Origin of the sequence: uncultured Cellulomonas sp. (assembly GCF_963527515.1) — a bacterium.
Lineage (GTDB): Bacteria > Actinomycetota > Actinomycetes > Actinomycetales > Cellulomonadaceae > Cellulomonas.
On sequence record NZ_CAURTV010000048.1, the window covers coordinates 1 to 24,352 of the forward strand.

A 24,352-nucleotide genomic window follows, 5' to 3' on the forward strand; every position below is an offset into this window, starting at 1 on the left:
GCGCGGGTCCGCCGGTGCCGGCGGCTGCGTGCGGTCAGCAGGTCGACCGGCAGGGGTGCGCGGGTGGACCGGTGGCTCTGCTCGGCGCGTGCGGCGAGCTCGCCCAGGGCCGACTCGAGGTCGCGGTTCATCGCGAGCCTCCCTTCGAGATCGTCGCGACGTCCTCCGTGGCCAGCCCGGGCTGCGGGCCGAGCAGCGGCTCCAGCTTGTGCCGGGCGTCGGACAGGTAGCGCTTCACGGCCCCCGCCGAGACGCCGAGCCGGAGCCCGATCTCGGGGAGCGTGAGGTCGTCGTAGAACCGCAGCACCACGCAGGCGCGCTCGCGGGGCGACAGGGCCGCCAGCGCCCGAGCCACGTCGGTGCGGTCGCCCGCGACGGAGTCGACGTCGTCCACCTGGTCCGGCGCGGCCAGCAGCGGCGTGACCGCGCTGAACCGGCTCCGCGCGCGGTACCCGTCGAGGTAGGTGTGCAGGATGGTGCGCCGCACGTAGGCCTCGACCCAGGTGATCTCCTCGGGTCGTCGCCGGGAGTAGGTGCGGACGATCGCGTCCTGCACCAGGTCCTCGGCGGCGGCCAGGTCGCCGGCCAGGAGGTACGCGTACGCGACCAGCGCGGAGCCGCGCTGCGAGACCAGCCGGTCGAGATCCGCCTCCCAGCTCATCGCTCGTCCCCCTCGATCGGCGCCATCGTGCTCTCACCTGCTCAGACGCCCCCCGCGGGCGAACGGTTGGGGTCGGACGGTCGTCCGGTCCACGGAGCGTCACCTCATGGTCGCGTCGTGGTGCGATCCACGTCACATCTGCTGGCTACACTCACCGGGTCGCACAGCAACGGGGCTGCACGACGGGCGCGGTCAGGGGGGCCGCGCTGAGGTTCGAGGAGGATGCATGGTCGAGCTCGGGTCCACGAGCATCACGATCGTCAGTGTCATCGCGGCCGTCGCGGTCGCGTCCCTGCTCGTCGCGGTGGTCCTGCGCCGTCAGGTGCTCGCGGCCGGCGAGGGGACCGAGTCCATGCGCGAGATCGCGCGCGCGGTCCAGGAAGGGGCGTCGGCGTACCTGAGCCGGCAGTTCCGCACCCTGGCCCTCTTCGCGGTCGTCGTCTGTGCCCTGCTGTTCCTGCTGCCCGGCGACGGCGGTGTCAAGGTCGGCCGGTCCGTCTTCTTCCTGATCGGCGCCGGGTTCTCCGCGGCGATCGGGTACCTGGGCATGTGGCTCGCCACGCGCGCCAACGTCCGGGTCGCCGCTGCGGCGTCCGAGGCGGGTGGGCGTGCGGAGGGCGCGCGCATCGCGTTCCGGACCGGCGGGTTCGTGGGCATGAGCGTCGTGGGCCTGGGCCTGCTCGGGGCGGCGTCGGTGGTGCTGATCTACCGCGCCGAGGCGCCGGCCGTGCTCGAGGGCTTCGGGTTCGGGGCTGCGCTGCTCGCGATGTTCATGCGGGTCGGCGGCGGCATCTTCACCAAGGCGGCCGACGTGGGCGCCGACCTGGTGGGCAAGGTGGAGCAGGGCATCCCGGAGGACGACCCGCGCAACGCGGCCACCATCGCGGACAACGTCGGCGACAACGTGGGCGACTGCGCCGGCATGGCCGCGGACCTGTTCGAGTCCTACGCGGTGACGCTCGTCGCGGCGCTCATCCTGGGCAAGGCGGCGTTCGGCGAGCAGGGCCTGGTGTTCCCGCTCGTGGTCACCGCGATGGGCGCGCTCGTGGCGGTGCTCGGCGTCTTCATCACCCGGGTGCGCGGGGCGGAGAGCGGCCTGACGGCGATCAACCGCGGGTTCTACATCTCGGCGCTCATCGGTGTCGCGCTCTCCGCGGTGGCGGCGTTCATCTACCTGCCGTCGTCGTTCGCGGACCTCACGGGCGGCACCGCCGGCCTGGAGACGCACGCGGGCGACCCGCGGCTCATCGCGTCGGTCGCCGTGGCCATCGGGGTCGTGCTGGCCGGCGTCATCCTCTGGGTCACCGGGTACTTCACCGGCACGACGAGCAAGCCCACCCTGCACGTCGCGCGCACCACCCTGACCGGCGCGGCCACGGTGGTCCTGTCCGGCATCGGGGTCGGCTTCGAGTCCGCCGTCTACACCGCCGGCATCATCGCCGCCGCCATCTGCGGGGTGTTCCTGCTGGCCGGCGGCTCGGTGTCGCTGTCCCTGTTCCTCATCGCGCTCGCAGGCTGCGGCCTGCTGACCACGGTCGGCGTCATCGTCGCCATGGACACGTTCGGGCCGGTCAGCGACAACGCGCAGGGCATCGCCGAGATGTCCGGCGACGTGACGCCCGAGGGTGCGCAGATCCTCACGGACCTCGACGCCGTGGGCAACACCACCAAGGCCGTCACCAAGGGCATCGCGATCGCGACGGCCGTGCTGGCCGCGACCGCGCTGTTCGGGTCCTACGCCGACGCGGTGCAGAACGCCCTGCGGACGGCGGGGCAGGCCGGCGACGAGCTCACCGCGGCGATGCTCAACTACAGCATCATCAGCCCGGTCACCCTGGTCGGTGTGATCCTCGGTGGCGCGACGGTGTTCCTGTTCTCGGGCCTGGCGATCGACGCCGTGACCCGGGCCGCGGGAGCCATCGTGTTCGAGGTGCGCCGCCAGTTCCGGGAGAACCCCGGGATCATGACCTACGAGGTGCGGCCGGAGTACGGCAAGGTCGTGGACATCTGCACGCGCGACTCGCTGCGGGAGCTGGCGACGCCCGGTCTGCTCGCGGCGTTCGCCCCCATCGCGGTCGGGTTCGGCCTCGGTGTGGGCCCGCTCGCCGGGTTCCTCGCCGGTGCCATCGCGACCGGCGTGCTCATGGCGGTCTTCCTGGCCAACTCGGGCGGTGCCTGGGACAACGCGAAGAAGATCGTCGAGGACGGCAACTTCGGTGGCAAGTGGTCCGACGCCCACGCGGCGGCGATCATCGGCGACACGGTCGGCGACCCGTTCAAGGACACCGCCGGGCCGGCCATCAACCCGCTGATCAAGGTCATGAACCTCGTGGCCCTGCTCATCGCGCCGGCGGTGGTCGCCATCTCGGTGGGTGCCGACGCCAACCACACCGTGCGCCTGTCCATCGGCATCGCGGCCGCGCTCGTGGCCGGCGGAGCGGTCGTCCTGTCCCGCCTGCGGGCGGCCCGCGCCGACAAGAACGACCTCACGCGCGAGGCCGAGAAGGCGCTCGCGCACTGAGGCTCGACCGCTCCCTCGTCGTCCGGACGGGGGAGCGGTCGACCCGGTGACTCCCTCAGGAGGATCGATGCCGCACGCGCTCGTGCTCGCCGGTCACGGGCGGTACCAGGACCCGTGGCACGACACCGCCGCGGTCGCCCACCGCCTTGCGGTCCTGCTGGCCGACGACGGCATCGACACCACCGTCCGCGCGACCATGCCGGGCTCGCTCGACGACGTGTCCGCAGACCTGCTGGTGGTGGCGTCCGGGCGGGGGCGTCCCGACGCGGACTTCGACGGGTCCGACGACGACTGGCTGCCGTTCCACCAGCGGCTCGCGGCCCTGGTGGCGGACGGGGTGCCGGTGCTCGGGCTGCACCAGGCGGCGAACACGTTCCTGGACTCGCCCACCTGGGAGGCCCTGCTGGGCGGCCGGTGGGTCGAGGGCACCACGTGGCACCCGCCGCTCGCGCCGTCGGCGTTCCGGGTGGTCGACCCGACGCACCCCGTGACTCAAGGGCTGTCCGTGGTCGAGGCACCGGACGAGCAGTACCTCGCGCTCGACGTGTCACCGGACGCGCACGTGCTGGTCGTCGCGGACCACGAGGGCGTCGCGCACCCGGTGGTCTGGGTGGCACCGGGACCCGGCCGGGTGCTCTACGACGCCCTCGGCCACGACCTGCGGTCCTACGGCTCGCCGTCCCGCGTCGACCTGTTCCGTCGCGAGGTCCGCTGGCTGCTCAGCCGCTGACGGCGCAGCGTGCCACCGGCCAGGAGCAGCCCCCACACGAGGAACCACGGCTCCCACAGGAACAGCCGCCAGGTCAGCGCGCGGTCGGACAGCGGCTCGGCGGGGACGACGACACCGACCGCCACGAGGGCGACCGACGTGGTCTGCAGCAACCCGTAGAGCACCAGCACCGAGGCGCCCAGCCAGCCCAGCGTCAGGAGCAGCCGGCGCGGCAGGCGTCGGCCCCACGGCTGCGCCAGGGCGAGAGCCACCACGCCGCCGAGCACCTTGAGCACGAGGGCGACCGCGTTGGCCGCCAGCAGCACCGGGTCGCCCGCCCGGCCCCGGCGCTCGATGGTGCCGCCGAGGGTGTCCAGCCCGACCGTGCTCCCCAGCGCCCACGCGAGGCTGACCGCCGCGAACGCGAACGCGACCACCGCAGCCGCCCAGGGCACTCATGCCGGTGGCACCCACGACTGTCCGGTCCGTCCCACGGGCCACCACGCTAGCCACTTGCCTCCGAGGTGAGACCCGGGAGGATGTCCCGGTGACCACGAATCCCGACCACCCCCGGCTGCGGATCATGACGTACAACGTCAAGGGCCTGAGCGTCTCCCGGCAGGACGCCGTCGCCGTGGTCCGCGCGGCCGCACCCGACGTGCTCGGCGTGCAGGAGCCGCCGCGCGGGCTGCTCGGGCGGCTGCGGATGTGGTGGTTCGCGCGGGCGGTGGGCATGCGCACGATCGTGAACGGCCGCGGGGCCCGGACCACCGCGCTGCTCGTCGCGCACGGCCGGGTGGTCTCCGACGCGCGCGCCGTGCGGTTGCCGCACCTGTCCGACCGCACCCGCCGGGGGATCGCCCTGGCCACCGTGGAGGGCGTCCGGTGCGTCGTCGTGCACCTCTCCCTGGTCCGCGACGAGCGCGCCGCCCATCTGGCCCAGGTGCTGGAGCAGCACGTGCCGGCCACCCGGACCGTCGTCCTCGGTGACCTCAACGAGCTCCCCGGCGGACCGACGTGGACGCGACTGGCCGACGTGCTGGTCGACGCCGATCCCACCGGTGACCCCACCTTCCCGGCCGACCAGCCGACGCACCGGATCGATGCGGTCCTGGTCACCCCCGACCTGCGCACCGAGACCCCCCGAGTCCTGTCCGACCCGCCCGCCGTGCGGGGCAGCGACCACCGCCCGCTCCTGGTGGACGTGGCCTGGTACCGCTGACCGGCGCCGGCGTCCCGCGCACGCGCCAGGAGCGGCTGGTTCGGACGCACGACCGGGCGCCGGGGATGATGGCGGCGTGGATCCCGCCTCCCGTGCCCCTGGCGCACCCCAGCCCGATGCCGCGCTCGTCGCGGCGCTCCGTGACGACCTGACCGCGGCCGGGTACGACGTCGCCGGGGTGGAGGACGTGCTCGGACCGGTGGCGGCCGAGGCGCTGCACCGCGAGGAGCCCGTGCCGGCCCTGCGCGCCACCGCGGCGGCCGACCACGCGGTCGGGGCCCTCGTCCGGACCTTCCTGCTCGGCGCCAGCACGCCTCGCAGCGCGCTCGAGCAGGCGCTGCCCACGCTCACCGTTTCCGGCGCCGAGCGGCTGGGCCTGCTGGAGTCCGACGGCGACCACGTCCGCGCGCGCGTCGACCTGCGCCCGTACACCGCGGTCGACGGGCGCGGCGAGGTGGACTGGTGGATCGCGTCGGACCTGGGCGAGCTGGCCACCGGCACGGCGCTGCGGACCGACCACGTGCTCGGCGTCGGTGGGGCCTCCACCACGCTGGCGCAGGTCACCGTGCGCGACGAGCGGGAGCACGTGCTCGACCTCGGCACCGGGTGCGGGATCCAGGCGCTGCACGCGTCGCGGCACTCCCGTCGGGTGGTCGGCACCGACATCTCGCGCCGGGCGTTGGCGTTCGCGCGGTTCAACGCGGAGCTGGCCGGGGTGGAGCTCGACCTGCGCGAGGGGTCGATGCTCGAGCCCGTCGCCGACGAGCGGTTCGACCTGGTCGTGAGCAACCCGCCGTTCGTCATCACGCCGCGGACCCCAGGGATGCCCTCGTACGAGTACCGCGACGCCGGCCGGTCGGGGGACGCGATCGTGCGCGAGCTGATCGAGGGCGTCGGCGCGGTGCTGGCCCCCGGCGGGGTGGCGCAGCTGCTGGGCAACTGGGAGGTCCGCCGCGGCGAGGAGTGGCACGAGCGGGTCGGGTCGTGGCTCGACGCCAGCGGGCTGGACGGCTGGGTGGTCCAGCGCGAGCTGCAGGACCCCGCGCAGTACGCCGAGACGTGGATCCGCGACGGCGGGACGACCCCGGACCGCGACCGTTCCGCGTGGGCGTCGCGGTACGGCGCGTGGCTGGACGACTTCGCGTCGCGGGACGTCGAGGGGATCGGGTTCGGCGTCGTGACCCTGCGCAAGCCGCTCGGGGCGCCGACGCTGCGCCGGCTCGAGGAGGTCACCGGCACGGTCCGGCAGCCGCTCGGCCCGGCGATCGCGGCGTCGCTGGCCGCCCACGACCGGCTGCAGTCGATGACCGACGACGACCTCGCCGACCAGCACCTCGTCGTCGCCCCCGACGTCACCGAGGAGCGCTACCTCACCCCGGGCGACCCCGACCCGCAGGTGGTGCTCCTCCGGCAGGGCGGCGGCTTCGGCCGGGCGGTCCAGGCAGGCACCGCGCTCGCGGGGTTCGTCGGCGCGTGCGACGGCGAGCTCACGGTCGGTCAGATCGTGAACGCCCTGGGCGCCCTCCTCGAGGTCGGCGCCGAGGCGGTCGCGGCCGACGTCCTCCCGTCGGCCCGCGGCCTGGTCCGCGACGGCCTGCTGCTGCTCGGCTGACCTACAGGTGCGCGGCGATCGCGGCGGCGATCTGCGCCTCCTCCTCGCGGTCCTGGGAGCCCGAGAGCGCGATCGCCGCGGGATCGCCCGCCTTGACCCCCGCCACGCGGGCCTCGTCGGCGTCGAGGTCCTCCTGGGTCAGGGGCTCGGTCCACATGGCCGGCAGCGGGGGCGTGTCTCCTCCGGGGCCGACGAACCCGCCCTGCCAGCAGCTGGCCTCCGCGTACAGCAGACCGCGCGCGAACGGGTCGGTCGCGGGATCGGAGACGTCGGCGAACTCCTCGAACAGGTTCGTCATGAGCTGCATCTCGGTGTCGCTGTCCTGGACGAGGAGCCAGAACGCCTCGCGGGCGCCGACGTCGTCGAGGTGGTCCCACGTGACGGTCACCGCGGAGCACAGCTGCAGGTCGGCCGGGTCGGTGTTGAGCAGGCCCAGGTCCGGGGTGCCGTCCACCGACGACTGGTCGGCCACCACCTGCGCGCGCTCCACCAGCTCGTCCAGGAGCGCGGCCTGGCGGCGGGACTCGGCGCCATCCTCGTCGGCCTGGCCGGCGGCACGGAAGCGCTGGTCGACGCCGCGCTCCGCGCAGCCGGCGTCCTGCTCGACCTCGCCGTCGAGCACCGAGGCGCGGTACTCGCCGCGTGACCCCTCCACGCACAGCCGGTCACCTGTGCGGTACGCGTCGACGCGGACGTCGTCGACCGAGCGGTTGCCCGCGTCGACCGGCCAGGCACCGTCGGCCTCGTGCTGCGCCAGCAGGTCGGCCTCGACGTCCTGGATCACGCGCCGCGTCGCCGAGGCGTCGGACCGGGCGTCGGCCTGCTCCGACCAGCGGTCCGGCAGGTCCGAGCGGGCGAGCAGGACGAGCCCGCCGAGGATCGTCGTCACGGCGGCGACCGTCGAGAGGGCGGCGCCCGCGACCGCCAGGCCCCACCCGCCGTCTCCGGTGCGGCGAACCTTGCGCAGCGCCAGGACGGAGAGCACCAGGCCCGCGGGCCAGAACAGGAAGGTGAGGACGAAGCCCCAGATCGCCAGGGGTTCGGTGTCGCGGTACGAGCGGGGCGGTTCGGGCGTCTCGGACATGCCGCGAGGGTAGCGACCGACCGACCCGGCGCCGCGGCCCGTCCACGACCGGCGACGCGCGTGCCCGCGCGTCGCCGGTCGCCGCGTCAGTGCAGGACGACGTCGTCCAGGACGTGGGTGCCGGCGTTGAGGTAGAGGTTCACCTTCTTCACGTCCGCCAGCTGGGCGCCGCACTCGGCGCTCAGGGTCTCCAGGTCCACCACGACGTCGGCCGTCGGCCCGGAGATCCAGCCCACCTGCGCGGTCTCGCACCAGGTCCACGACGAGCCCACCTGCAGAGCCGCCTTGGTGTCGAACCCGGTGGTGGACACCACGTCGAACGTGACCTGCGTGCGCCCGGTCCAGTCGCCGACCGACGGGCCGAACCCGAACCAGCCGCCATCCGGGGACGCCGCCTCAACGGTGAGCGTGCCGCCGGCCGAGGAGACGGTTCCCTCGCCGACCGGCGCCCAGCCCTGGGTGCCCTCCGTGAAGTCGGACAGGACGACGGGCTCGAGCGGCGTCGGTCGCAGGTCGAAGCGGTGGAGGTACCCGGCGAACTCCCCGCGGGTGACCACCTTGAGCACGCCGAACCTCGTCGCCGACGTCGGCACGACGATCCCCGTCTCGGTCGCCCAGGCGATGGCCGTCGCGTAGGGGTGCCACGACGGGACGTCGGTGAACGCCTCCGGTGCCGTGGGCTCCGGGGAGCCCGCGAGCCGCCAGAGCAGCTCCGCCGCGGACGAGCGGTCGAGCGGCGCCTTCGGCAGGAACACCGGGAACGTCGTGTCGACGAGCCCCTCGTGGGCCAGCCACTCGATCGCCGTGTACGCCGCGTGCTTCTTCGGCACGTCCCGGAACGTCGGGCGCTGGGCGGTCGGGACCCAGGTCGCGTCGGCGTAGCGGTAGAGCAGCGTCGCCACGTCCTGGCGGGTCTGCGGTCGGTTCGGCCGGAACGTGCCGTCCGCGTACGCCTGGACGAGACCCTGCTCGTGCAGCCAGAGGATCGACTCGAAGTTCGCCGACCCCGGCAGCACGTCGGAGAACACCGGCGGGGGCTCGACCCCCGGCAGGGCGGCGATGTCGTCGACCACGATGCTGCCCGACGACGCCCCGGTGCCGCCGTCGGCCGCGTTGACGTAGATGTTGAACTGCGAGATGGCCCGCAGGTCCGCGTCCGTGATCCGGCGGTCGGCGTTGGCGGTGTCCCAGGGGGCCGGTCGCCAGTCGACGAACGGGAAGGTCTGCACACCGGGCTCTGTGCCCTCCAGCGACGGGTAGGCCTCGTAGGAGACGCCGCCGGCGACCAGCTGGAGGACCATCTTGTTGCCCGAGCCGTCGGGGTCGACCCGGAGGGCCAGCTCGTTGAACGCCGACCAGTCGCCGCTGACCTGCTTGCCGAACCCGGTGTAGGTCTGGGTGGCGAAGTCGTAGTCCAGCCGCAGCCCCTGCGACGGCCCGCTGCTGTCCAGCGAGATGGTGTTGGCGCCGTAGGACACGAACTCCGCGCGCAGGGCGGTGTCGTCGCCGTAGCCCTCGAAGTCGTCGACGACCCCCGGTCCGAACGTGGGCCGCGGCCCGAGGACCACCTCGGAGGTCTGGGTGAGCACCTCGGCCCCGTCGACCAGCACGTGGACCGTGAGCGTCTGCGTGCTGTTGTTCAGCTGCGCGGCGGGGATCTCCCACGGCGCCGACCACCAGAGGCCGTCGCCGGGCGCGAGCTCGATCTCCGTGGCGCCGATGGTCGCGTACACCCGGTCGGCGTCGACGTTCTGGACCGTGGCCCGGATGGTCGTCGGCGACGTGGCGACGCGTGCGCTGTCCGCGGGGGAGGCGATGTGCAGGAGCGGGCCCGCGGGCGTCGTCTCGACGACCCGGTCGAACGCGCCGGTGACCTCGCCGGCGAACAGGGTGAACGGGTCCGCCGCGTACGCCTGGAAGTCCGGCAGGAGCGCGTCGCCGGTGACGGGCACGAAGTGCTGGCCGGCGTCGAAGTTGGCCCACGTCTCCATGTACGCGGACCGGCTGGCGCGCGGGTCGGCCTTGATGGCATCGAGCACCTTGGTGAACCACGCCTCGGGTGACGAGCCGCTGGTGCCGACGCCGCCCGTGACACCGAACTCGGTGAACGCGGAGACCTTCCCGCGCGCGTCCGCAAGGTCCGCGATCATGCCGAGGTCCGCCACGAGCCCGTCGAGGAAGGCCTTCGAGCCGGTGTTGTCGTAGGCGTCGAGCCCCAGCACGTCGATGAACTCGTCGCCGGGGTAGGTGCGCAGGTACTGCTCGGCGTTGCCGCCAAACCCGCTGCCGGGGGAGAACGCGTACAGGAAGTTGGAGACGCCCTTGACGTCCCGCAGGTACTCGACCGTGTAGCGGTAGAGCTCCTTGTACTCGCCGGGGGAGCCGAAGGCGGCACCCCACCAGAACCAGGAGCCCGCGTTCTCGTGCCACGGGCGGAAGATGATCGGGATGAGGTTCCCGTCGGCGTCGCGCGCCCCCTCCGCCGCGGCGGCGATGGTGTCGAGGTAGGCGTTGAGCTCGGCGTTCTTCGCGCCGCCGGGCAGGACCGCGCGCAGCGTGTCCCCGGTCGTGTCGTAGAAGCTGCCGCCGGTGACGAAGTTCTCCATGTGGGCCGACAGGGTGTTGATGCCGCCCAGGTCGTGGGCCTTCGCGATGTACTCGTCGAGCGTGGCGATGTTCTGCTCGGTGGTGCTGCCGGCCGATCCCGGGGCCTCGTCGCCCTGCAGGATCAGCGTGTCCCAGCCGAACACCGCGGGGTGGTCCCCGGTCATGTTCTTCACGTCGGACTGGAGGCCGTCCGCCCCCGTGAACGTCAGGCCGTAGGACGTCGTGTGCTGGTGGCCGAACAGGATGCCCTCGCCGCGCACGTCGTCGAGGTAGGAGAACAGGGATCGGGTCGCCGGGCTGGCGCCCGGGTCGGCGAGGGTGACGGTCTCGGCGGCTGACGCGGGGAGCGTCACGATCCCGCACAGGGCTGCGGCGGTGATCCCTGCGGTCAGGGCGCGCGCGAGATGACGGTTCTTCATTGAACCTCCTGAGTCGTCCCGCCCCCGGAGCCGGCATCCGTGAGCGAGCACTGGAACGAACTTATTCAAGTTACCAAACAAAGGATCAACCGGACAGATGCGAAACGTTTGACCTCGGTTCCCGACGCGGCGGGCGCACCGCCACGTCGGTCCCCCGTCGCGGCGGCCCACCGCACCGGTGTCCGCGGCCGGTCGACGTTGGCTGCAGGTCCCGCGAGAACAACATCAGACGCGTCATGGGGCCCGATAACGCGTCTCACGTTGTTCTCGCCGCCTCTCGGCCTCCCCACCGCGCCGCCTCGCGGACCGGCGTCGCGTCGCGATGCACAGGTGAGGCACAGGTCGGTGCTACGGGCGGCCCAGCAGCGCTCCCTACGTTCGGCCGAGGTCACAGGGCCGGGTCGACGTGAGGGAGAACATGCAGCACGTGTGGAGGCGGACGACGCCGCTGACGAGGACGGTCACGGCCGTGGTCGTCGTGGCCCTCGCCGGCGCGGCGGTCTGGTGGTTCGGGATCAGGGACGCGTCGGCTGCCTCGGCGGCACCCGTGACCCGGACGGTCGCGGCGAGCCTGACGACGATGCAGAAGTCGGTGAGCGCCAGCGGCACACTGACCCCGTCGGTGCAGCAGGACGTGAGCTTCGAGGTCAGCGGCACGGTGACCGGTGTTCCCGTGGCCGTCGGTCAGACGGTCACCGTCGGGCAGGTGCTCGCCACCGTCGACACGCTGCAGCTGAACGCCGACCTGCTCCAGGCGAAGGCGACGCTGGCCAGCGCGCAGGCGAAGCTCGACGACGCGAGCGGCACCGCGCAGGTCGCCGCCGCCCAGGCGCAGGTCGACGTCGCGCAGTCGGGCGTCGGCACCGCGCAGGCTGCGATGGACGGTGCCACGCTCACGGCCCCGGTGGCCGGGCTGCTCACCGCGGTGAACCTCGAGGTCGGTGACGCGGTCGGCAGCTCGGCCGGACCCACCGAGAGTGCCGCCGCACAGTTCACCCTCGTCGGCACGGACGCCTGGCAGGTCGACGTCACGGTCTCCGACGCGGACGTCGCGCTGCTCGAGGTCGGCGACCAGGCCGAGGTGACGCTCGACGGCGCCACGGCCCCGGTGTTCGGCACGATCGGCGAGATCGGCCTGCTGTCCACCGGCGACACCGGCGTGGCGGCCTACCCGGTCACGGTCGCGGTCACGGGAGACCAGGACGGGCTGCACGACGGCGTCGCCGCCGAGGTGGAGCTGGTCTACGAGCGCCGCACGGACGTGCTCACGGTGCCCAGCCTCGCCGTCACCACCTCGACAGACGGCACGACGACCGTGCAGCAGGTCGGCGCCGACGGCGCGACGGTGGACGTGCCGGTGACCGTGGGGGAGACCTCCGGGAACGTCACGGAGATCACCGAAGGGCTGGCCGAGGGTGACGAGGTCGTGCTCGCCACGTTCACGCCAGGGACCGGCGGGACCGGTCGGCAGGAGCAGGGCACCCTCCCCGAGGGCGGCCCCCCGGCGGGCTTCGACCCGAGCCAGCTGCAGGGCGGTCGGACCGATGGCTGAGGCGACCCTGCAGGCCCGGCGCCCGCGCCTCCGCGAGGCCGAGCCGGTCATCGACCTGGTCGGCGTCACCAAGACCTACACGTCCGGCAGCATCGAGTTCGAGGCCCTGCGAGGCGTCGACCTGCGGATCGAGCAGGGCGAGTACGTGGCGGTCATGGGTCCGTCCGGCTCCGGCAAGTCGACGCTGATGAACATCCTCGGCTGCCTGGACACGCTCACCCGCGGCAGCTACCACCTGGCAGGCGAGGACGTAGGGGAGCTCGACGAGATCGACCTCGCCGACATCCGCAACCGGCGCATCGGGTTCGTGTTCCAGCAGTTCCACCTGCTGCCGTCGCTGTCGGCGTGGCGCAACGTCGAGCTCCCGCTGGTCTACGGCCGGGTGCCGGCGGCCGCGCGCCGAGACCGTGCTGCGGCCGCGCTGGAGCGCGTCGGTCTGGCCGACCGGCTCGACAACCGGCCGGGCGAGCTGTCCGGCGGCCAGCAGCAGCGCGTCGCGGTGGCCCGCGCCCTCGTCGGCGAACCGGCCCTGCTGCTGGCCGACGAGCCGACCGGCAACCTCGACTCGACGTCCACGCGCGACGTCCTCTCGCTGTTCGACGAGCTGCACGCGCAGGGCCGCACGATCGTCCTCATCACCCACGAGGCCGACGTCGCCGACCGTGCGGAGCGGGTGGTCCGCGTCCACGACGGGCTCATCACCACCGGCGGTGCCCGGTGACCTGGACCGAGACCCTGCGCACCGGCTGGTCGGCGGTGACCTCGCACGCGATGCGCTCGATCCTCACCGTGCTCGGCATCCTCATCGGCATCGCCGCGGTCATCCTCACGGTCGGTCTCGGGCTCGGCACGCAGAAGGACGTGAGCGCGCAGATCAGCCAGCTGGGCAGCGACCTGCTCATCGTCACGCCGGGCAGCAGCACCAGCACCGAGGGCGTCCGCGGCGGCTTCGGCTCGCGCACCACGCTCACCACGGCCGACGCCGAGGCGCTGGGCTCGTCGGTCAACGCTCCCGACATCGGCAAGGTCGCCGCCGAGAAGACGACGTCCGCCTCGCTGGAGGCCAACGAGACGAACTGGACCACCAGCGTCGTCGGCACCAGCACGGACTGGCTCGACGTCCGCGGCCGCACGCTCGCCACCGGCGCCTTCTTCACGGCCGACGACGAGGCCTCCCGCGCCGCGGTCGTCGTGCTCGGGCCGTCGACGGCCGAGGAGCTGTTCGGCTCCACCCGCGTGGTCGGCCAGACCGTGACCATCGGGGACACCGACCTGCGCGTGGTCGGCGTGCTCGCCGCCGAGGGTGCATCGGGGGACAGCGACCTCGACGACCTCGCGGTCATCCCCATGTCGACCGCGGCGGACACGGTCGTCGGCGGCTCGGACCGGAACGCGGTGTCGACGATCTACGTCCAGGCGGCGTCGACGGACCAGCTGACCGCGGCGTACCAGGAGGCGCAGGCCCTGCTGCTCAACCTGCACGGGATCACCGACGCCGACAGCGCCGACTTCACGATCAACAGCCAGGACGCCCTGGTGTCCACCGCGACCGCGGTCTACCGGACCCTCACCGTCCTGCTCACCGGCATCGCGGCCCTGTCGCTGCTGGTGGGCGGCATCGGGGTCATGAACATCATGCTCGTCTCCGTCACCGAGCGGACCCGCGAGATCGGCCTGCGCAAGGCCCTCGGCGCCCCGCCGTGGGCGATCCGCCGCCAGTTCCTGGTCGAGGCGGCGGTGCTCGGCCTGGCCGGCGGCGTGCTCGGCGCGGCCCTCGGCATCGTCGCGGCGCAGGTCTTGCCGCGGCTGCTCGGCAGCTCGGTCGTCGTGTCCGGTGCCGCGGTCGCCGGGTCGGTCGTCGTCGCGATGGGCATCGGCCTGGTGTTCGGCGTCTACCCCGCCACGCGTGCCGCACGCCTGGCCCCCATCGACGCGCTGCGCGCGGAATAGCCCCTCTCAGCTAGGAGATCCCCATGGCCACCCCTCGACGTCTTCCCGCGCTCGCCGCGGCCTGTGTCCTCGTCCTCGCCGGCTGCTCGGCCGGCACCTCCGAGGCGGCCGCGCCCGCGACCACCGCCGCACCGCAGGAGCGCAGCGGGGGCGACCAGCCCCCCGGCGGTGGTGGCGGCGCGTCCGGCGAGATCGCCTCCGTCAGCGGCTCCGTGATGCAGGTCCGGTCCACCGACGCGCAGACCGCAGTGACCTGGACGGACGCGACCACGTTCTCCGCGACGGTCGCCGGGACGCTCGCCGACGTCACCGTCGGCTCGTGCGTGGTGGCGATGTCGGAGGTCACGTCGGACGACACGTCGTCCGCGGTCGAGGCCACGAGCATCCTGCTCACCCAGCCCGCCGACGACGGCACCTGCACCGGCGGCTTCGGCGGCGGCGGTCCGGGCGGCGGCGACCGCCCCGACGGAGCGCCGACGGACCTGCCGTCGATGCAGGCTCCCGACGGCGCACCCACCGACCTGCCGTCCGGAGCACCCGACGGCGCCCGCATGCTCGGCGGCGGGGCGAGCGGCACGGTCACCGCGATCGACGGCAGCACGCTGACGGTCGGGACGACGGGTGACGCGACCTCACGCACCGTCACCGTCACCGACGCGACCACCTACACGACGACGGTCACCGCAGACGCGTCCGCGATCGTCGTCGGCCAGTGCGCCAGCGCGCGCGGCGACGCCGACGACAGCGGCGAGGTCACCGCGACGAGCATCACGATCTCCGCGCCGACCGACGGGGAGTGCAGCGCGGGCATGGTCGGCGGCCGTGGCTTCCCCGGCGGCCAGCAGGACGGGTCGCAGGACGGCGGCACCGATGCCTGAGCGCCCGTCCCTCGTGCTGCGCCGCCGCGCCCGGCGGCGCCGGATCATCGGCTTCGGCGCCGTGGGGGCCGTCGCGCTGGTCGCCGCGGGCGGTGGCGTCGCGCTCGCGGTCGGCGGCTCCGACGACGGCCGGTACCGCACGGCCACGGCCGAGCTGTCGAGCGTCGAGCAGGTGATCGACGCCGTCGGGACGATCGCCTCGGCCAGCCGACGCGACGCGTCGTTCTCCGTCGACGGCACCGTGGCGACCGTGGACGTGTCCGTCGGACAGGTCGTGGCGGCGGGCGACGTGCTCGCCACGCTCGACACCGAGGCGCTCCAGGACGCGGTCGAGAAGGCGCAGGCGGACCTCGCCGACGCCGAGCAGCAGCTGTCCGACGACCTGGACTCGCAGACGGCGTCGACGTCCTCGACCACTGCGTCGACCGCTGCGTCGACCACAGCGTCGACCGCTGCGTCGACCACAGCGTCGACCGCTGCGTCGACCGCCTCGGCCTCCGTGGCGACGTCGCCCACCGCCGCGTCCGCCGCACCGACCACGGGGTCCGACGACACCCGCGGCGCCGGCACCACCGATCGCGCGGTGGCGCAGGCTGCGGCCGACGTCCAACGGGCGCAGGCGGCGCTGCTCGACCAGTACCAGGTCACCGCCGACGCGCTGGCCACCAGCAGCGAGAGCGTCACCGCGTCGCAGGCGTCGTGCGCGGCGTTCCTCGCGGTGGTGGGCGACGACGGCGGCGCGCCGGAGCCCACCCCGGAGCCGACAGAGCCCGCGGTCTCTGACACTGAGGCATCGAGCGAGGAGACGCCGGTCGAGGACCCTGCCGTCGCGGCCGACCCCGACCCCTCCGCGGTCGAGCAGGCGCTCGCCGACTGCCAGGCCGCCCTGACGGGAGCCCTCGACGCACAGACCGCCACGGACGGCGAGCAGCAGGCCCTCATGGCTCTCGCGGACGCGCTCGACGAGGCGGTGCAGGCGCTGCAGAAGGCGGTGGCGGCGTCCTCGTCATCGAGCACGAGCCCGTCCACCAGCACCCCGTCCACGAGCGCCCCGTCGACCAGCACGCCCTCGACGAGCACCCCGTCCACCAGCACCCCGTCCACCAGCACGCCGTCCACCGGCACGCCCTCCACGTCGGCGGGCGACATCGCGACCGTGGCCTCCGCGGCGACGATCGTCGCCGACCAGGCGGCGATCGACCTGGCCGAGGCCACCGTGACGCTCGCGCAGAGCCGGCTCCCGTTCGCCACCCTGACCAGCCCGATCGCCGGCACGGTCGCGGCCGTCGCGCTTTCCGCCGGCGACTCGGTCACGGCCTCGTCGACCACCGCGACGATCACGATCCTCGGCGCGGACGGCTACACGGTCACCACCAGCGTCCCGCTGACCAGGATCGACATCGTCACGGTCGGGCAGACCGCCCAGGTGACCACGCCGAGCACGGCCGTCGGGCTCACGGCCACGGTCGCCGGAATCGGCGTCCTCGACACGTCCACCACCGCCGACCCGGCCTACACGGTCCAGCTCGCCGTCGACCCGACGGAGGAGGCGCTGTTCGACGGTGCCTCCGCGCAGGTCCGCATCACGGTCGCGGGCGCCGACCAGGTGCTCACGGTCCCCACGTCGGCGGTCCACGTCGACGGGACGGCAGCCACGGTCCAGGTGCTCGACGGCGGCACCCCGACGGAGGTCACGGTGACCCGGGGCGCCGTCGGCACGGAGCGGACCGAGATCACCGACGGGCTCTCCGCAGGCGACGAGGTGGTGCTCGCGGACCTCGAGCAGGCGATCGCGACCAGCACGTCGACCACCTCCGGGCTCTCCGGGCTCGGCGGCGACACGAGCGAGCTGACCGGCCCCCCGGCCGGCGTCGAGATGGGCGGCGGCCCGCCGGCCGGGTTCGCCCCGCCTGCCGGAGGCTGACGCGTCGGCTCGTCCGTGACGGCTGCACCCGGGCAGGGCCGGCGTCGGTAGGCTCGCGGCGTCGCCCCACCGGGCGGCACGGACGGAGGGACGACCATGACCGACGGGGCCACCGGGGGCGCGCCGCACGTGGCGGTGCTGGGCGGCGGTGTCATGGGGGAGACCCTGCTCGGTGCGCTGCTGACCGCGGGCTGGGCCACCGAGGAGGTCGAGGTCACCGAGCGGGCGTCCGCGCGGGCCGACGAGCTGGCCCACCGGTACGGCGTCCGCGCCGGTGCGTCGAACGCCGAGGCGTCCGCCCGCGCCGACGTCATCCTCGTCGCGGTCAAGCCGAACGTCGTGGCGTCCGTCCTCGACGAGATCAAGGACGCCCTGCGCGGCGGCGTGCTGGTGGTGAGCGTCGCGGCCGGACTGCCGATCTCCAGCTACGAGTCGCGGCTGGCGTCGGGGCAGCCCGTGGTCCGGGTCATGCCGAACACCCCCGCCGTCGTCGGCAAGGGGGCCAGCGCGATCGCCCCCGGCACGCACGCCGGCGAGGGGCACCTCGCCCTCGTCGAGCGGATGCTCGCCGCTACCGGGCTCGTCGTCCGCGTGGAGGAGAAGGACCTCGACGCGGTCACCGCGATCTCCGGCTCCGGCCCCGCGTACGCGTTCTACCTGATCGACGCGATGGCCGAGGCCGGGGTGCTGCTCGGGCTCCCGCGGGACCTTGCCACCTGGCTCGCCGTCGCCACGGTGGAGGGATCCGCGGCGCTCGCGGCCCAGTCCGGGGACCATCCGGCGGTGCTCCGCGAGCGGGTCTCCTCGCCGGGCGGGACCACCGTCGCCGCGGTCCAGGTGCTCGACGCCCACGGTGTGCGCGCCGCTGTGGTCGCCGCGGCGGAGGCGGCCCGTGACCGCGCGCGTCAGCTCGGCAAGCAGTACTGATGAACGCTGCCGCACGTCCACCCGCGATGAGCGACGTCGCCGCGCTCGCGGGCGTCTCGCACCAGACCGTCTCGCGCGTGCTCAACGACCACCCGAGCGTGCGGCCCGAGACCCGGGACCGGGTCAACGCAGCCATCGTCCGGCTGGGCTACCGCCGCAACAGCGCGGCCCGCACGCTGGTCACCCGGCGGTCCGGCACGCTCGGCGTCGTCACGCCCGCCACCGCGCTGTACGGGCCGACGAGCACGCTGGTCGGGCTCGAGGAGGCGGCCCGGGTGGTCGGCTGGTTCGTGTCGGTGGCGACCATCCGGCAGTTCGACGGCGACACCATGCACACCGCGATCGAGCACTTCCTCGGTCAGGGCGTCGACGGCATCGCGATCATCGCGCCCACGACGGAGGTGGCCCAGGCCATCGCCGCGCTCGCGTCCCCCGTCCCCGTGGTGCTCATCTCCTCCGCCTCGGACGTCCCACCGGTCGCGCACCTGCACGCGGTCGGGGTCGACCAGCGCCACGGCGCCCGGCTGGCCACCCAGCACCTGCTCGACCAGGGCCACACCGGGGTCGTCCACGTGGCGGGCCCGCAGGACTGGTTCGACGCCCAGGACCGGCTCGCGGGCTGGCGGGAGGTCAGCGGCCCCGACGCCCCCGAGCACATCGAGACCGGCTGGGACGCCGCAGACGGCTACGAGCTCGGGCTGCGGATGGTGCGCGAGGGGCTGCCGACCGCGATCTTCGCCGCGAACGACCAGCTGGCTCTGGGCCTCCTGCACGCCTTCTGGGAGAGCGGGGTGCGCGTGCCGGCGGACGTCGCGGTGGTCGGGTTCGACGACGAGGTGGGCGCCGCGCACTACACGCCGCCGCTGACCACCGTGCGGCAGGACTTCGGCGCGCTCGGGCGGCTGGCGGTCAGCTCGCTCCAGTCCGCGTTCGCGGGCGAGGACGTGGCGCGCAGGCAGCTCCCGGCCGAGCTGGTGGTCCGCGCCAGCTCGATGCGTTGATCAGATCATCTGATACGTGCACCCATGCGCACGATGACCGCCACCGAGGCCTCACGCGGCTTCTCCGACCTGCTCGACGCCGTCGAGAACGGCGAGACGGTCCTGGTCATGCGCGGCAACCGCACGATCGCGCAGATCAGCCCCGCGCCCGCGCGGACCGGACGGGACCTGCGCCTGGCCCTGGCCCACGTGCCGCCGCTCGACGACGCGATCGAGCGCGACATCGCCGCGGCGACGAGCCTGCTGACAGAGGCGGGGGATCCGTGGGCCGGCGTCTGATCCTGGACGCCACGACCCTCATCGCCTACGAACGCCGGACGTTCGACGTCGCGCAGCTCGACGACGACGACCTCGCCATCGCTGCGGTCACCGTCGCCGAGTTCCGCACGGGGATCGAGCTCGCCGACAGTGCGGAGAGGGCGGCCGACCGCGCACGGGTGCTCGACGTCATCCTCTCGGCCCTCACGGTCCTCGACCACACCGAGCACACCGCGGCCCAGCACGCACGTCTGCTGGCGTTCGTCCGCCGTGCCGGATCGCCCCGAGGCGCCCATGATCTGATCATCGCCGCCCACGCCGCGCAGACCGGCCGCTCGGTCGTCTCCGGGGACGCGCACGCGACGTTCGGCGGTCTGCCGGGGGTCTCCACCATGCTGCAGCCCGAGCGCTCCTGACCGGGGGTCCTAGGCTCGGGGGATGATCGACGTCGCCGAGCTCGCAGAGAAGCACCTGGATGCCGCGCGCGCCGACCAGCACGGCCGCTCGGCGGGGATCGTCGCGCACGACGGCGAGCTGCGGCAGACCATCCTCGCCCTGACCGCCGGCTCGAGCCTCGGTGAGCACAACTCTCCGAACGCCGCGACGCTGCAGGTCCTGCGCGGTCGCGTGCGGGTGGAGTCGCCCGACGGCAACGTCGAGGCGAGCGCCGGGCACCTCTGGGTGCTCACGCACGAGCGGCACTCGGTGCACGCCGTCGAGGACAGCGTCTTCTTGCTCACCACGCTCACGGGGGTCGGTCGCTCGTCCCACGGCTGAGCCGCGAGCGGCTGGACCGGGAGGGCGATGTTAGCGCTAACATGTCTCACGGCCGCCGGTGTCCGCCGCGGCCCCGCGATGCAGGAACGGAGCCCGCGCGATGACGGTCGACCCCCGTACGGCCCTCACGACCGGTCGGACGACGCTCGGCATCGAGCTCGGGTCGACCCGCATCAAGGCGGTCCTCATCGGCCCCGACCACGCCCCGCTGGCCAGCGGCAGCCACGACTGGGAGAACCAGTTCGTCGACCGGGTGTGGACCTACTCGCTCGACGAGGTCTGGGCGGGGCTGCAAGCGTCCGTCGCCGCCCTGCTGGACGACGCGGAGCAGCGCTACGGCGTGCGTCCCACCACGCTGCAGGCCATCGGCGTCTCCGCGATGATGCACGGCTACCTCGCGTTCGACGACGCCGACGAGCTGCTGGTCCCGTTCCGCACCTGGCGCAACACGAGCACCGGACGGGCGGCCGCGGAGCTGACCCGCCTGTTCGGGCACAACATCCCGCTGCGCTGGTCGATCGCGCACCTCCGCCAGGCCGAGCTCGACGCCGAGCCGCACGTCGCGCAGGTGCGCTTCCTCACCACGCTGGCCGGCTACGTGCACTGGAAGCTGACCGGCCGCAAGGTGCTGGGCGTCGGCGACGCCTCGGGCATGTTCCCGATCGACCCGTCGACCCACGCCTACGACGCCGCCATGCTCGCCGCCTACCCCGGTGCGGACGTCGCGACGCTGCTGCCCGAGATCCTGCTCGCCGGGCAGGACGCGGGGGTGCTGACCGAGGCCGGCGCCGCGCTCCTGGATCCCACCGGCACGCTGCAGCCCGGCATCCCGCTGTGCCCGCCGGAGGGGGACGCGGGGACCGGCATGGTGGCCACCGGCGCCGTCGCGCCGCGGACGGGCAACGTGAGCGTCGGCACCAGCATCTTCGCCATGGTGGTGCTGGAGAAGCCGCTGGCCGAGGTGCACCACGAGCTCGACCTGGTCACCACGCCGGCCGGGGACCTGGTCGCGATGGTGCACTGCAACAACGGCGCCAGCGAGCTCGGCGCGTGGGCCGAGGTGTTCGGTCAGTTCGCCGCGGCCCTGGGGCACCCCACCGGCGCGGACGAGGTCTTCGGCGCGCTGCTGCGCGAGGCCCTTACGGGCGACGCCGACGGCGGCGGTCTGCTGGCCTACAACTACCTGTCGGGCGAGCCCATCACGGGTCTCGACGAGGGCCGGCCGCTCGTCGTGCGGACACCCGACAGCCGACTGACCCTGGCCAACTTCATGCGCACGCAGGTGTACAGCGCGTTCGGCACGCTGGCGCTCGGCATGCGGGTGTTGCGGGACGAGGGCGTCGAGCTCGACTCGATGTACGCGCACGGCGGGCTGTTCCGGACCGAGGGTGTGGCCCAGCGGCTGCTCGCGGCCGCGGTCGGCGCGCCCGTGACGGTCGGTCAGAGCGCCGGCGAGGGTGGCGCCTGGGGGATCGCGGTGCTGGCCGCCTACCTGGACGCGGCCCCCGAGCAGGACCTGAGCACCTACCTGACCACCCGTGTGTTCGGGGACGCCGTCGCACAGACGGTGAAGCCGGACACCGACGACGTCCGCGGCTTCGACGCCTACCTCCAGCGCTACAGCGCCGGGCTGGCCGTCGAGCGGGCCGCGGTGGAGGCACTGTGAGCACCGACGACCAGGTCCAGCGGACGCGAGAGGTCGTCGCAGCCCTGCACGCCGAGCTGCCGCGCTGGGGGCTGGTGGTGTGGACTGCGGGGAACGTGTCGCAGCGGGTCGTCGTCGGTGACGCCCCCGGACCTGACGACCTGTTCGTCATCAAGCCCTCGGGCGTCACGTACGACGAGCTGACCCCGGAGTCGATGGTCGTCTGCGACCTCGACGGCACCCTGGTCGACGGCACGCGCGCACCGTCCAGCGACACCGCCGCGCACGCCTACGTCTACCGGCACATGCCCTCGGTGGGCGGCGTCGTGCACACGCACTCCACCTACGCGACTGCCTGGGCCGCCCGCGGTGAGCCCGTCCCGTGCGTGCTCACGATGATGGCCGACGAGTTCGGCGGCGACGTGCCCATCGGCCCGTTCGCGCTCATCGGCGACGACTCGATCGGCCGCGGCATCGTCGAGACCCTGCAGGGCTCCCGCAGCCCCGCGGTCCTCATGCGCAACCACGGACCGTTCACCATCGGCCGCGACGCCAAGGCCGCCGTGAAGGCCGCCGTGATGGTCGAGGAGGTCGCCCGCACCGTGCACATCGCGCGCCAGCTGGGCGACACCGTCCCGATCGCGCAGTCCGACATCGACTCCCTGTACGCCCGGTACCAGAACGTCTACGGACAGCAGCCCACCCACACCCCGGAGAGCGACTCATGACCAAGCCCTACGCCGACCGCGAGATCTGGTTCCTCACCGGGAGCCAGGGCCTCTACGGCGAGGAGACGCTCCGCCAGGTGGCCGAGCAGTCGCAGGAGATCGCCCGGGTCCTGGGCGACACGCTGCCGGCGAGGCTCGTCTGGAAGCCGGTCCTGACGGACTCCGACGCGATCCGCCGCGCCGCGCTCGAGGCCAACGCCGACGACGCCGTGATCGGGGTCATCGCCTGGATGCACACGTTCTCGCCGGCCAAGATGTGGATCGCGGGGCTCGACGCCCTGCGCACGCCGCTGCTGCACCTGCACACGCAGGCGAACGTCGAGCTGCCGTGGGACACCATCGACTTCGACTTCATGAACCTCAACCAGGCCGCGCACGGGGACCGCGAGTTCGGGTACATCGCGACCCGCCTCGGGGCCGCCCGCAAGACGGTCGCCGGGCACGTGTCGAACCCGGCCGTCGTCGCGTCGATCGACACCTGGGTCCGCGCGTGCGCCGGCTGGGCCGCGACGCACGAGCTCAAGCTCGCCCGGTTCGGCGACAACATGCGCAACGTCGCCGTCACCGAGGGCGACAAGACGGAGGCCGAGCTCCGGTTCGGCGTCTCGGTGAACACGTGGGGCGTCAACGACCTGGTGGCGGCCGTCAACGCGGTGGCTTCAGAAGACGTCGACGCGCTCGTCGCCGAGTACGAGGACCTGTACGACGTCGTGCCCGAGCTGCGCAAGGACGGCGACCGGCACGAGTCCCTGCGCTACGGCGCCCGCCAGGAGATCGCTCTGCGGACCCTGCTCGAGTCCTTGGGCGCCAAGGCCTTCACGACGAACTTCGAGGACCTCGGTGACCTGCGCCAGCTCCCCGGGCTGGCCGTCCAGCGGCTCATGGCCGACGGGTACGGGTTCGGAGCCGAGGGCGACTGGAAGACCGCGATCCTCGTGCACGCCGCGAAGGTGATGGGTGCCGGTCTGCCCGGCGGAGCCTCGCTGATGGAGGACTACACCTACGACCTGACCCCCGGCGCGGAGCGGATCCTCGGCGCGCACATGCTCGAGATCTGCCCGACCCTGACGACCTCCAAGCCGACCCTGGAGATCCACCCGCTCGGCATCGGCGGCAAGGAGGACCCGGTCCGCCTGGTGTTCAACGCCGACCCCGGGGTGGGCGTCGTCGTCTCGCTGGCGGACATGCGCGACCGGTTCCGGCTCACCGCCAACGTGGTGGATGTCGTCCCGCCCACCGCGGACCTGCCGCACCTGCCGGTGGCACGGGCCGTGTGGGAGCCCCGCCCCGACTTCCGCACGTCCGCGGAGTCCTGGCTGACCGCCGGCGGAGCTCACCACACCGTGCTCACCACGGCGATCGGCGTCGAGGCGTTCGAGGACTTCGCGGAGATCGCGCGGACCGAGCTGCTCGTCATCGACGAGGACACCACCCGGCGCGGCTTCCGCGACCAGGTGCGCTGGAACCAGGTCTACTTCCGCCTCGCCCAGGGGTTCTGAGGGGGTACGTCCGAACGGGTGGACCTCCGCCCGCCGGTTGCTCGCTGCAACCACTGTGACTAGCGTCATATTCACCGCGACGACGGGGGACACGCGATGTCGGTGCAGGAGGATCCAGGGATGGCCTGGGTGCTCCGTGCGCTCCTCGCGACCGGCGGCGGGCTGCTCGCAGGGCTGGTCTCGGTCCTGCTGAGCGCTGCTCCCGCGCACGCCGACCCGCTGCCGGACAGTGCGGCAACGACCGCCGCGGCTGTGCTGACGCACGTCGGCGGACCCGTGGCGGACGTGGGGTCCGCGGTCGCGGTGCCGGTCGCCGACGTGGCGGAGGTCGTCGGCGCGGTGGCCGCACCCGCTGCGCGCGCGCTCCCTCCGGTCGCC

At 73.5% G+C, this 24,352-nt stretch carries 21 protein-coding genes and 1 pseudogene; 18 read left to right on the plus strand and 4 right to left on the minus strand.

What is annotated here, in order from left to right; translation table 11 throughout:
* Positions 1 to 127: 127 nt before the first annotated feature.
* Positions 128 to 661, minus strand: a complete 534-nt coding sequence (locus RYN42_RS12020; RefSeq protein ID WP_315096412.1) for a sigma-70 family RNA polymerase sigma factor — start codon at positions 659 to 661, stop codon at positions 128 to 130.
* Between the two features lie 226 nt (positions 662 to 887).
* Here RYN42_RS12020 and RYN42_RS12025 point away from each other — a divergent pair, with 226 nt between their 5' ends.
* Both RYN42_RS12025 and RYN42_RS12030 read left to right on the plus strand, forming a co-directional pair.
* The gene (locus tag RYN42_RS12025) at positions 888 to 3,182 is read left to right on the plus strand and encodes a sodium-translocating pyrophosphatase (RefSeq protein ID WP_315096414.1); all 2,295 of its coding nucleotides are present in this window, start codon (positions 888 to 890) and stop codon (positions 3,180 to 3,182) included.
* Positions 3,183 to 3,249: 67 nt separating this feature from the next.
* Positions 3,250 to 3,912, plus strand: a complete 663-nt coding sequence (locus RYN42_RS12030) for a ThuA domain-containing protein (protein WP_315096416.1) — start codon at positions 3,250 to 3,252, stop codon at positions 3,910 to 3,912.
* On the opposite strand, the gene RYN42_RS12035 is transcribed toward RYN42_RS12030, so the two are convergent.
* Positions 3,849 to 4,346, minus strand: coding sequence for a DUF3995 domain-containing protein (locus RYN42_RS12035; protein WP_315096418.1), 498 nt, complete (start codon positions 4,344 to 4,346; stop codon positions 3,849 to 3,851). The two genes, RYN42_RS12030 and RYN42_RS12035, sit on opposite strands and share 64 nt — an antisense overlap.
* Before the next feature lie 92 nt (positions 4,347 to 4,438).
* On the opposite strand from RYN42_RS12035, the gene RYN42_RS12040 reads away from it, so the two are divergent.
* Together RYN42_RS12040 and RYN42_RS12045 are read left to right on the plus strand one after the other, a co-directional pair.
* Positions 4,439 to 5,113, plus strand: coding sequence for an endonuclease/exonuclease/phosphatase family protein (locus tag RYN42_RS12040; RefSeq protein ID WP_315096420.1), 675 nt, complete (start codon positions 4,439 to 4,441; stop codon positions 5,111 to 5,113).
* 76 nt (positions 5,114 to 5,189) lie between these two features.
* Positions 5,190 to 6,725, plus strand: a complete 1,536-nt coding sequence (locus RYN42_RS12045) for a methyltransferase (protein ID WP_315096422.1) — start codon at positions 5,190 to 5,192, stop codon at positions 6,723 to 6,725.
* Position 6,726: 1 nt separating this feature from the next.
* On the opposite strand, the gene RYN42_RS12050 is transcribed toward RYN42_RS12045, so the two are convergent.
* Both RYN42_RS12050 and RYN42_RS12055 read right to left on the minus strand, forming a co-directional pair.
* Entirely contained in the window at positions 6,727 to 7,809 is a 1,083-nt protein-coding gene (locus RYN42_RS12050; protein ID WP_315096424.1) for a DUF4190 domain-containing protein, read from the minus strand.
* Positions 7,810 to 7,895: 86 nt separating this feature from the next.
* The gene (locus RYN42_RS12055; RefSeq protein WP_315096426.1) at positions 7,896 to 10,835 is read right to left on the minus strand and encodes a glycosyl hydrolase; all 2,940 of its coding nucleotides are present in this window, start codon (positions 10,833 to 10,835) and stop codon (positions 7,896 to 7,898) included.
* A 418-nt stretch (positions 10,836 to 11,253) separates the two neighbouring features.
* Here RYN42_RS12055 and RYN42_RS12060 point away from each other — a divergent pair, with 418 nt between their 5' ends.
* The 14 genes and pseudogenes from RYN42_RS12060 to RYN42_RS12125 all read left to right on the plus strand — a co-directional run.
* A complete protein-coding gene (locus RYN42_RS12060) occupies positions 11,254 to 12,387 on the plus strand; it encodes a biotin/lipoyl-binding protein (RefSeq protein WP_315096428.1) in 1,134 nt (377 codons plus the stop codon).
* Positions 12,380 to 13,108, plus strand: coding sequence for an ABC transporter ATP-binding protein (locus RYN42_RS12065; protein WP_315096430.1), 729 nt, complete (start codon positions 12,380 to 12,382; stop codon positions 13,106 to 13,108). Before RYN42_RS12060 ends, RYN42_RS12065 begins: the two co-directional genes overlap by 8 nt.
* A complete protein-coding gene (locus RYN42_RS12070; RefSeq protein ID WP_315096431.1) occupies positions 13,105 to 14,337 on the plus strand; it encodes an ABC transporter permease in 1,233 nt (410 codons plus the stop codon). Before RYN42_RS12065 ends, RYN42_RS12070 begins: the two co-directional genes overlap by 4 nt.
* A gap of 23 nt (positions 14,338 to 14,360) precedes the next feature.
* A complete protein-coding gene (locus RYN42_RS12075; RefSeq protein WP_315096433.1) occupies positions 14,361 to 15,215 on the plus strand; it encodes a DUF5666 domain-containing protein in 855 nt (284 codons plus the stop codon).
* Complete coding sequence (locus RYN42_RS12080) at positions 15,208 to 17,139, plus strand: biotin/lipoyl-binding protein (protein WP_315096435.1); 1,932 nt, start codon at positions 15,208 to 15,210, stop codon at positions 17,137 to 17,139. Before RYN42_RS12075 ends, RYN42_RS12080 begins: the two co-directional genes overlap by 8 nt.
* 96 nt (positions 17,140 to 17,235) lie before the next feature.
* Positions 17,236 to 18,066, plus strand: a complete 831-nt coding sequence (gene proC, locus RYN42_RS12085; protein ID WP_315096436.1) for a pyrroline-5-carboxylate reductase — start codon at positions 17,236 to 17,238, stop codon at positions 18,064 to 18,066.
* On the plus strand, positions 18,066 to 19,067 hold the full coding sequence (locus RYN42_RS12090; protein WP_315096438.1) for a LacI family DNA-binding transcriptional regulator: 1,002 nt from the start codon (positions 18,066 to 18,068) through the stop codon (positions 19,065 to 19,067). Before proC ends, RYN42_RS12090 begins: the two co-directional genes overlap by 1 nt.
* A 24-nt stretch (positions 19,068 to 19,091) precedes the next feature.
* Complete coding sequence (locus RYN42_RS12095) at positions 19,092 to 19,346, plus strand: prevent-host-death protein (RefSeq protein ID WP_315096440.1); 255 nt, start codon at positions 19,092 to 19,094, stop codon at positions 19,344 to 19,346.
* Positions 19,331 to 19,741, plus strand: coding sequence for a PIN domain-containing protein (locus RYN42_RS12100; protein WP_315096442.1), 411 nt, complete (start codon positions 19,331 to 19,333; stop codon positions 19,739 to 19,741). Before RYN42_RS12095 ends, RYN42_RS12100 begins: the two co-directional genes overlap by 16 nt.
* 22 nt (positions 19,742 to 19,763) lie before the next feature.
* Positions 19,764 to 20,102, plus strand: a complete 339-nt coding sequence (locus RYN42_RS12105; protein WP_315096443.1) for a cupin — start codon at positions 19,764 to 19,766, stop codon at positions 20,100 to 20,102.
* A 100-nt stretch (positions 20,103 to 20,202) separates the two neighbouring features.
* Positions 20,203 to 21,768: an FGGY-family carbohydrate kinase gene (locus tag RYN42_RS12110; RefSeq protein WP_315096445.1), complete on the plus strand. Its 1,566-nt coding sequence runs from the start codon at positions 20,203 to 20,205 to the stop codon at positions 21,766 to 21,768.
* A complete protein-coding gene (locus RYN42_RS12115) occupies positions 21,765 to 22,475 on the plus strand; it encodes an L-ribulose-5-phosphate 4-epimerase (protein WP_315096447.1) in 711 nt (236 codons plus the stop codon). The genes RYN42_RS12110 and RYN42_RS12115 overlap by 4 nt, the downstream gene beginning before the upstream one ends.
* Complete coding sequence (araA, locus tag RYN42_RS12120) at positions 22,472 to 23,974, plus strand: L-arabinose isomerase (RefSeq protein ID WP_315096449.1); 1,503 nt, start codon at positions 22,472 to 22,474, stop codon at positions 23,972 to 23,974. The genes RYN42_RS12115 and araA overlap by 4 nt, the downstream gene beginning before the upstream one ends.
* 120 nt (positions 23,975 to 24,094) lie before the next feature.
* Positions 24,095 to 24,352, plus strand: a pseudogene (locus RYN42_RS12125) (hypothetical protein); the annotation flags it as partial.

Excerpts from the sequence above, each read along its gene's own strand:
- RYN42_RS12025 (WP_315096414.1), top strand. The coding sequence starts at position 888 with ATGGTCGAGCTCGGGTCCACGAGCATCACGATCGTCAGTGTCATCGCG.
- araA (WP_315096449.1), top strand. The coding sequence starts at position 22,472 with ATGACCAAGCCCTACGCCGACCGCGAGATCTGGTTCCTCACCGGGAGC.
- RYN42_RS12105 (WP_315096443.1), top strand. The coding sequence starts at position 19,764 with ATGATCGACGTCGCCGAGCTCGCAGAGAAGCACCTGGATGCCGCGCGC.
- RYN42_RS12090 (WP_315096438.1), top strand. The coding sequence starts at position 18,066 with ATGAACGCTGCCGCACGTCCACCCGCGATGAGCGACGTCGCCGCGCTC.
- proC (WP_315096436.1), top strand. The coding sequence starts at position 17,236 with ATGACCGACGGGGCCACCGGGGGCGCGCCGCACGTGGCGGTGCTGGGC.
- RYN42_RS12055 (WP_315096426.1), bottom strand. The coding sequence starts at position 10,835 with ATGAAGAACCGTCATCTCGCGCGCGCCCTGACCGCAGGGATCACCGCC.
- RYN42_RS12060 (WP_315096428.1), top strand. The coding sequence starts at position 11,254 with ATGCAGCACGTGTGGAGGCGGACGACGCCGCTGACGAGGACGGTCACG.
- RYN42_RS12095 (WP_315096440.1), top strand. The coding sequence starts at position 19,092 with ATGCGCACGATGACCGCCACCGAGGCCTCACGCGGCTTCTCCGACCTG.
- RYN42_RS12080 (WP_315096435.1), top strand. The coding sequence starts at position 15,208 with ATGCCTGAGCGCCCGTCCCTCGTGCTGCGCCGCCGCGCCCGGCGGCGC.
- RYN42_RS12075 (WP_315096433.1), top strand. The coding sequence starts at position 14,361 with ATGGCCACCCCTCGACGTCTTCCCGCGCTCGCCGCGGCCTGTGTCCTC.
- RYN42_RS12065 (WP_315096430.1), top strand. The coding sequence starts at position 12,380 with ATGGCTGAGGCGACCCTGCAGGCCCGGCGCCCGCGCCTCCGCGAGGCC.
- RYN42_RS12050 (WP_315096424.1), bottom strand. The coding sequence starts at position 7,809 with ATGTCCGAGACGCCCGAACCGCCCCGCTCGTACCGCGACACCGAACCC.
- RYN42_RS12020 (WP_315096412.1), bottom strand. The coding sequence starts at position 661 with ATGAGCTGGGAGGCGGATCTCGACCGGCTGGTCTCGCAGCGCGGCTCC.
- RYN42_RS12030 (WP_315096416.1), top strand. The coding sequence starts at position 3,250 with ATGCCGCACGCGCTCGTGCTCGCCGGTCACGGGCGGTACCAGGACCCG.
- RYN42_RS12110 (WP_315096445.1), top strand. The coding sequence starts at position 20,203 with ATGACGGTCGACCCCCGTACGGCCCTCACGACCGGTCGGACGACGCTC.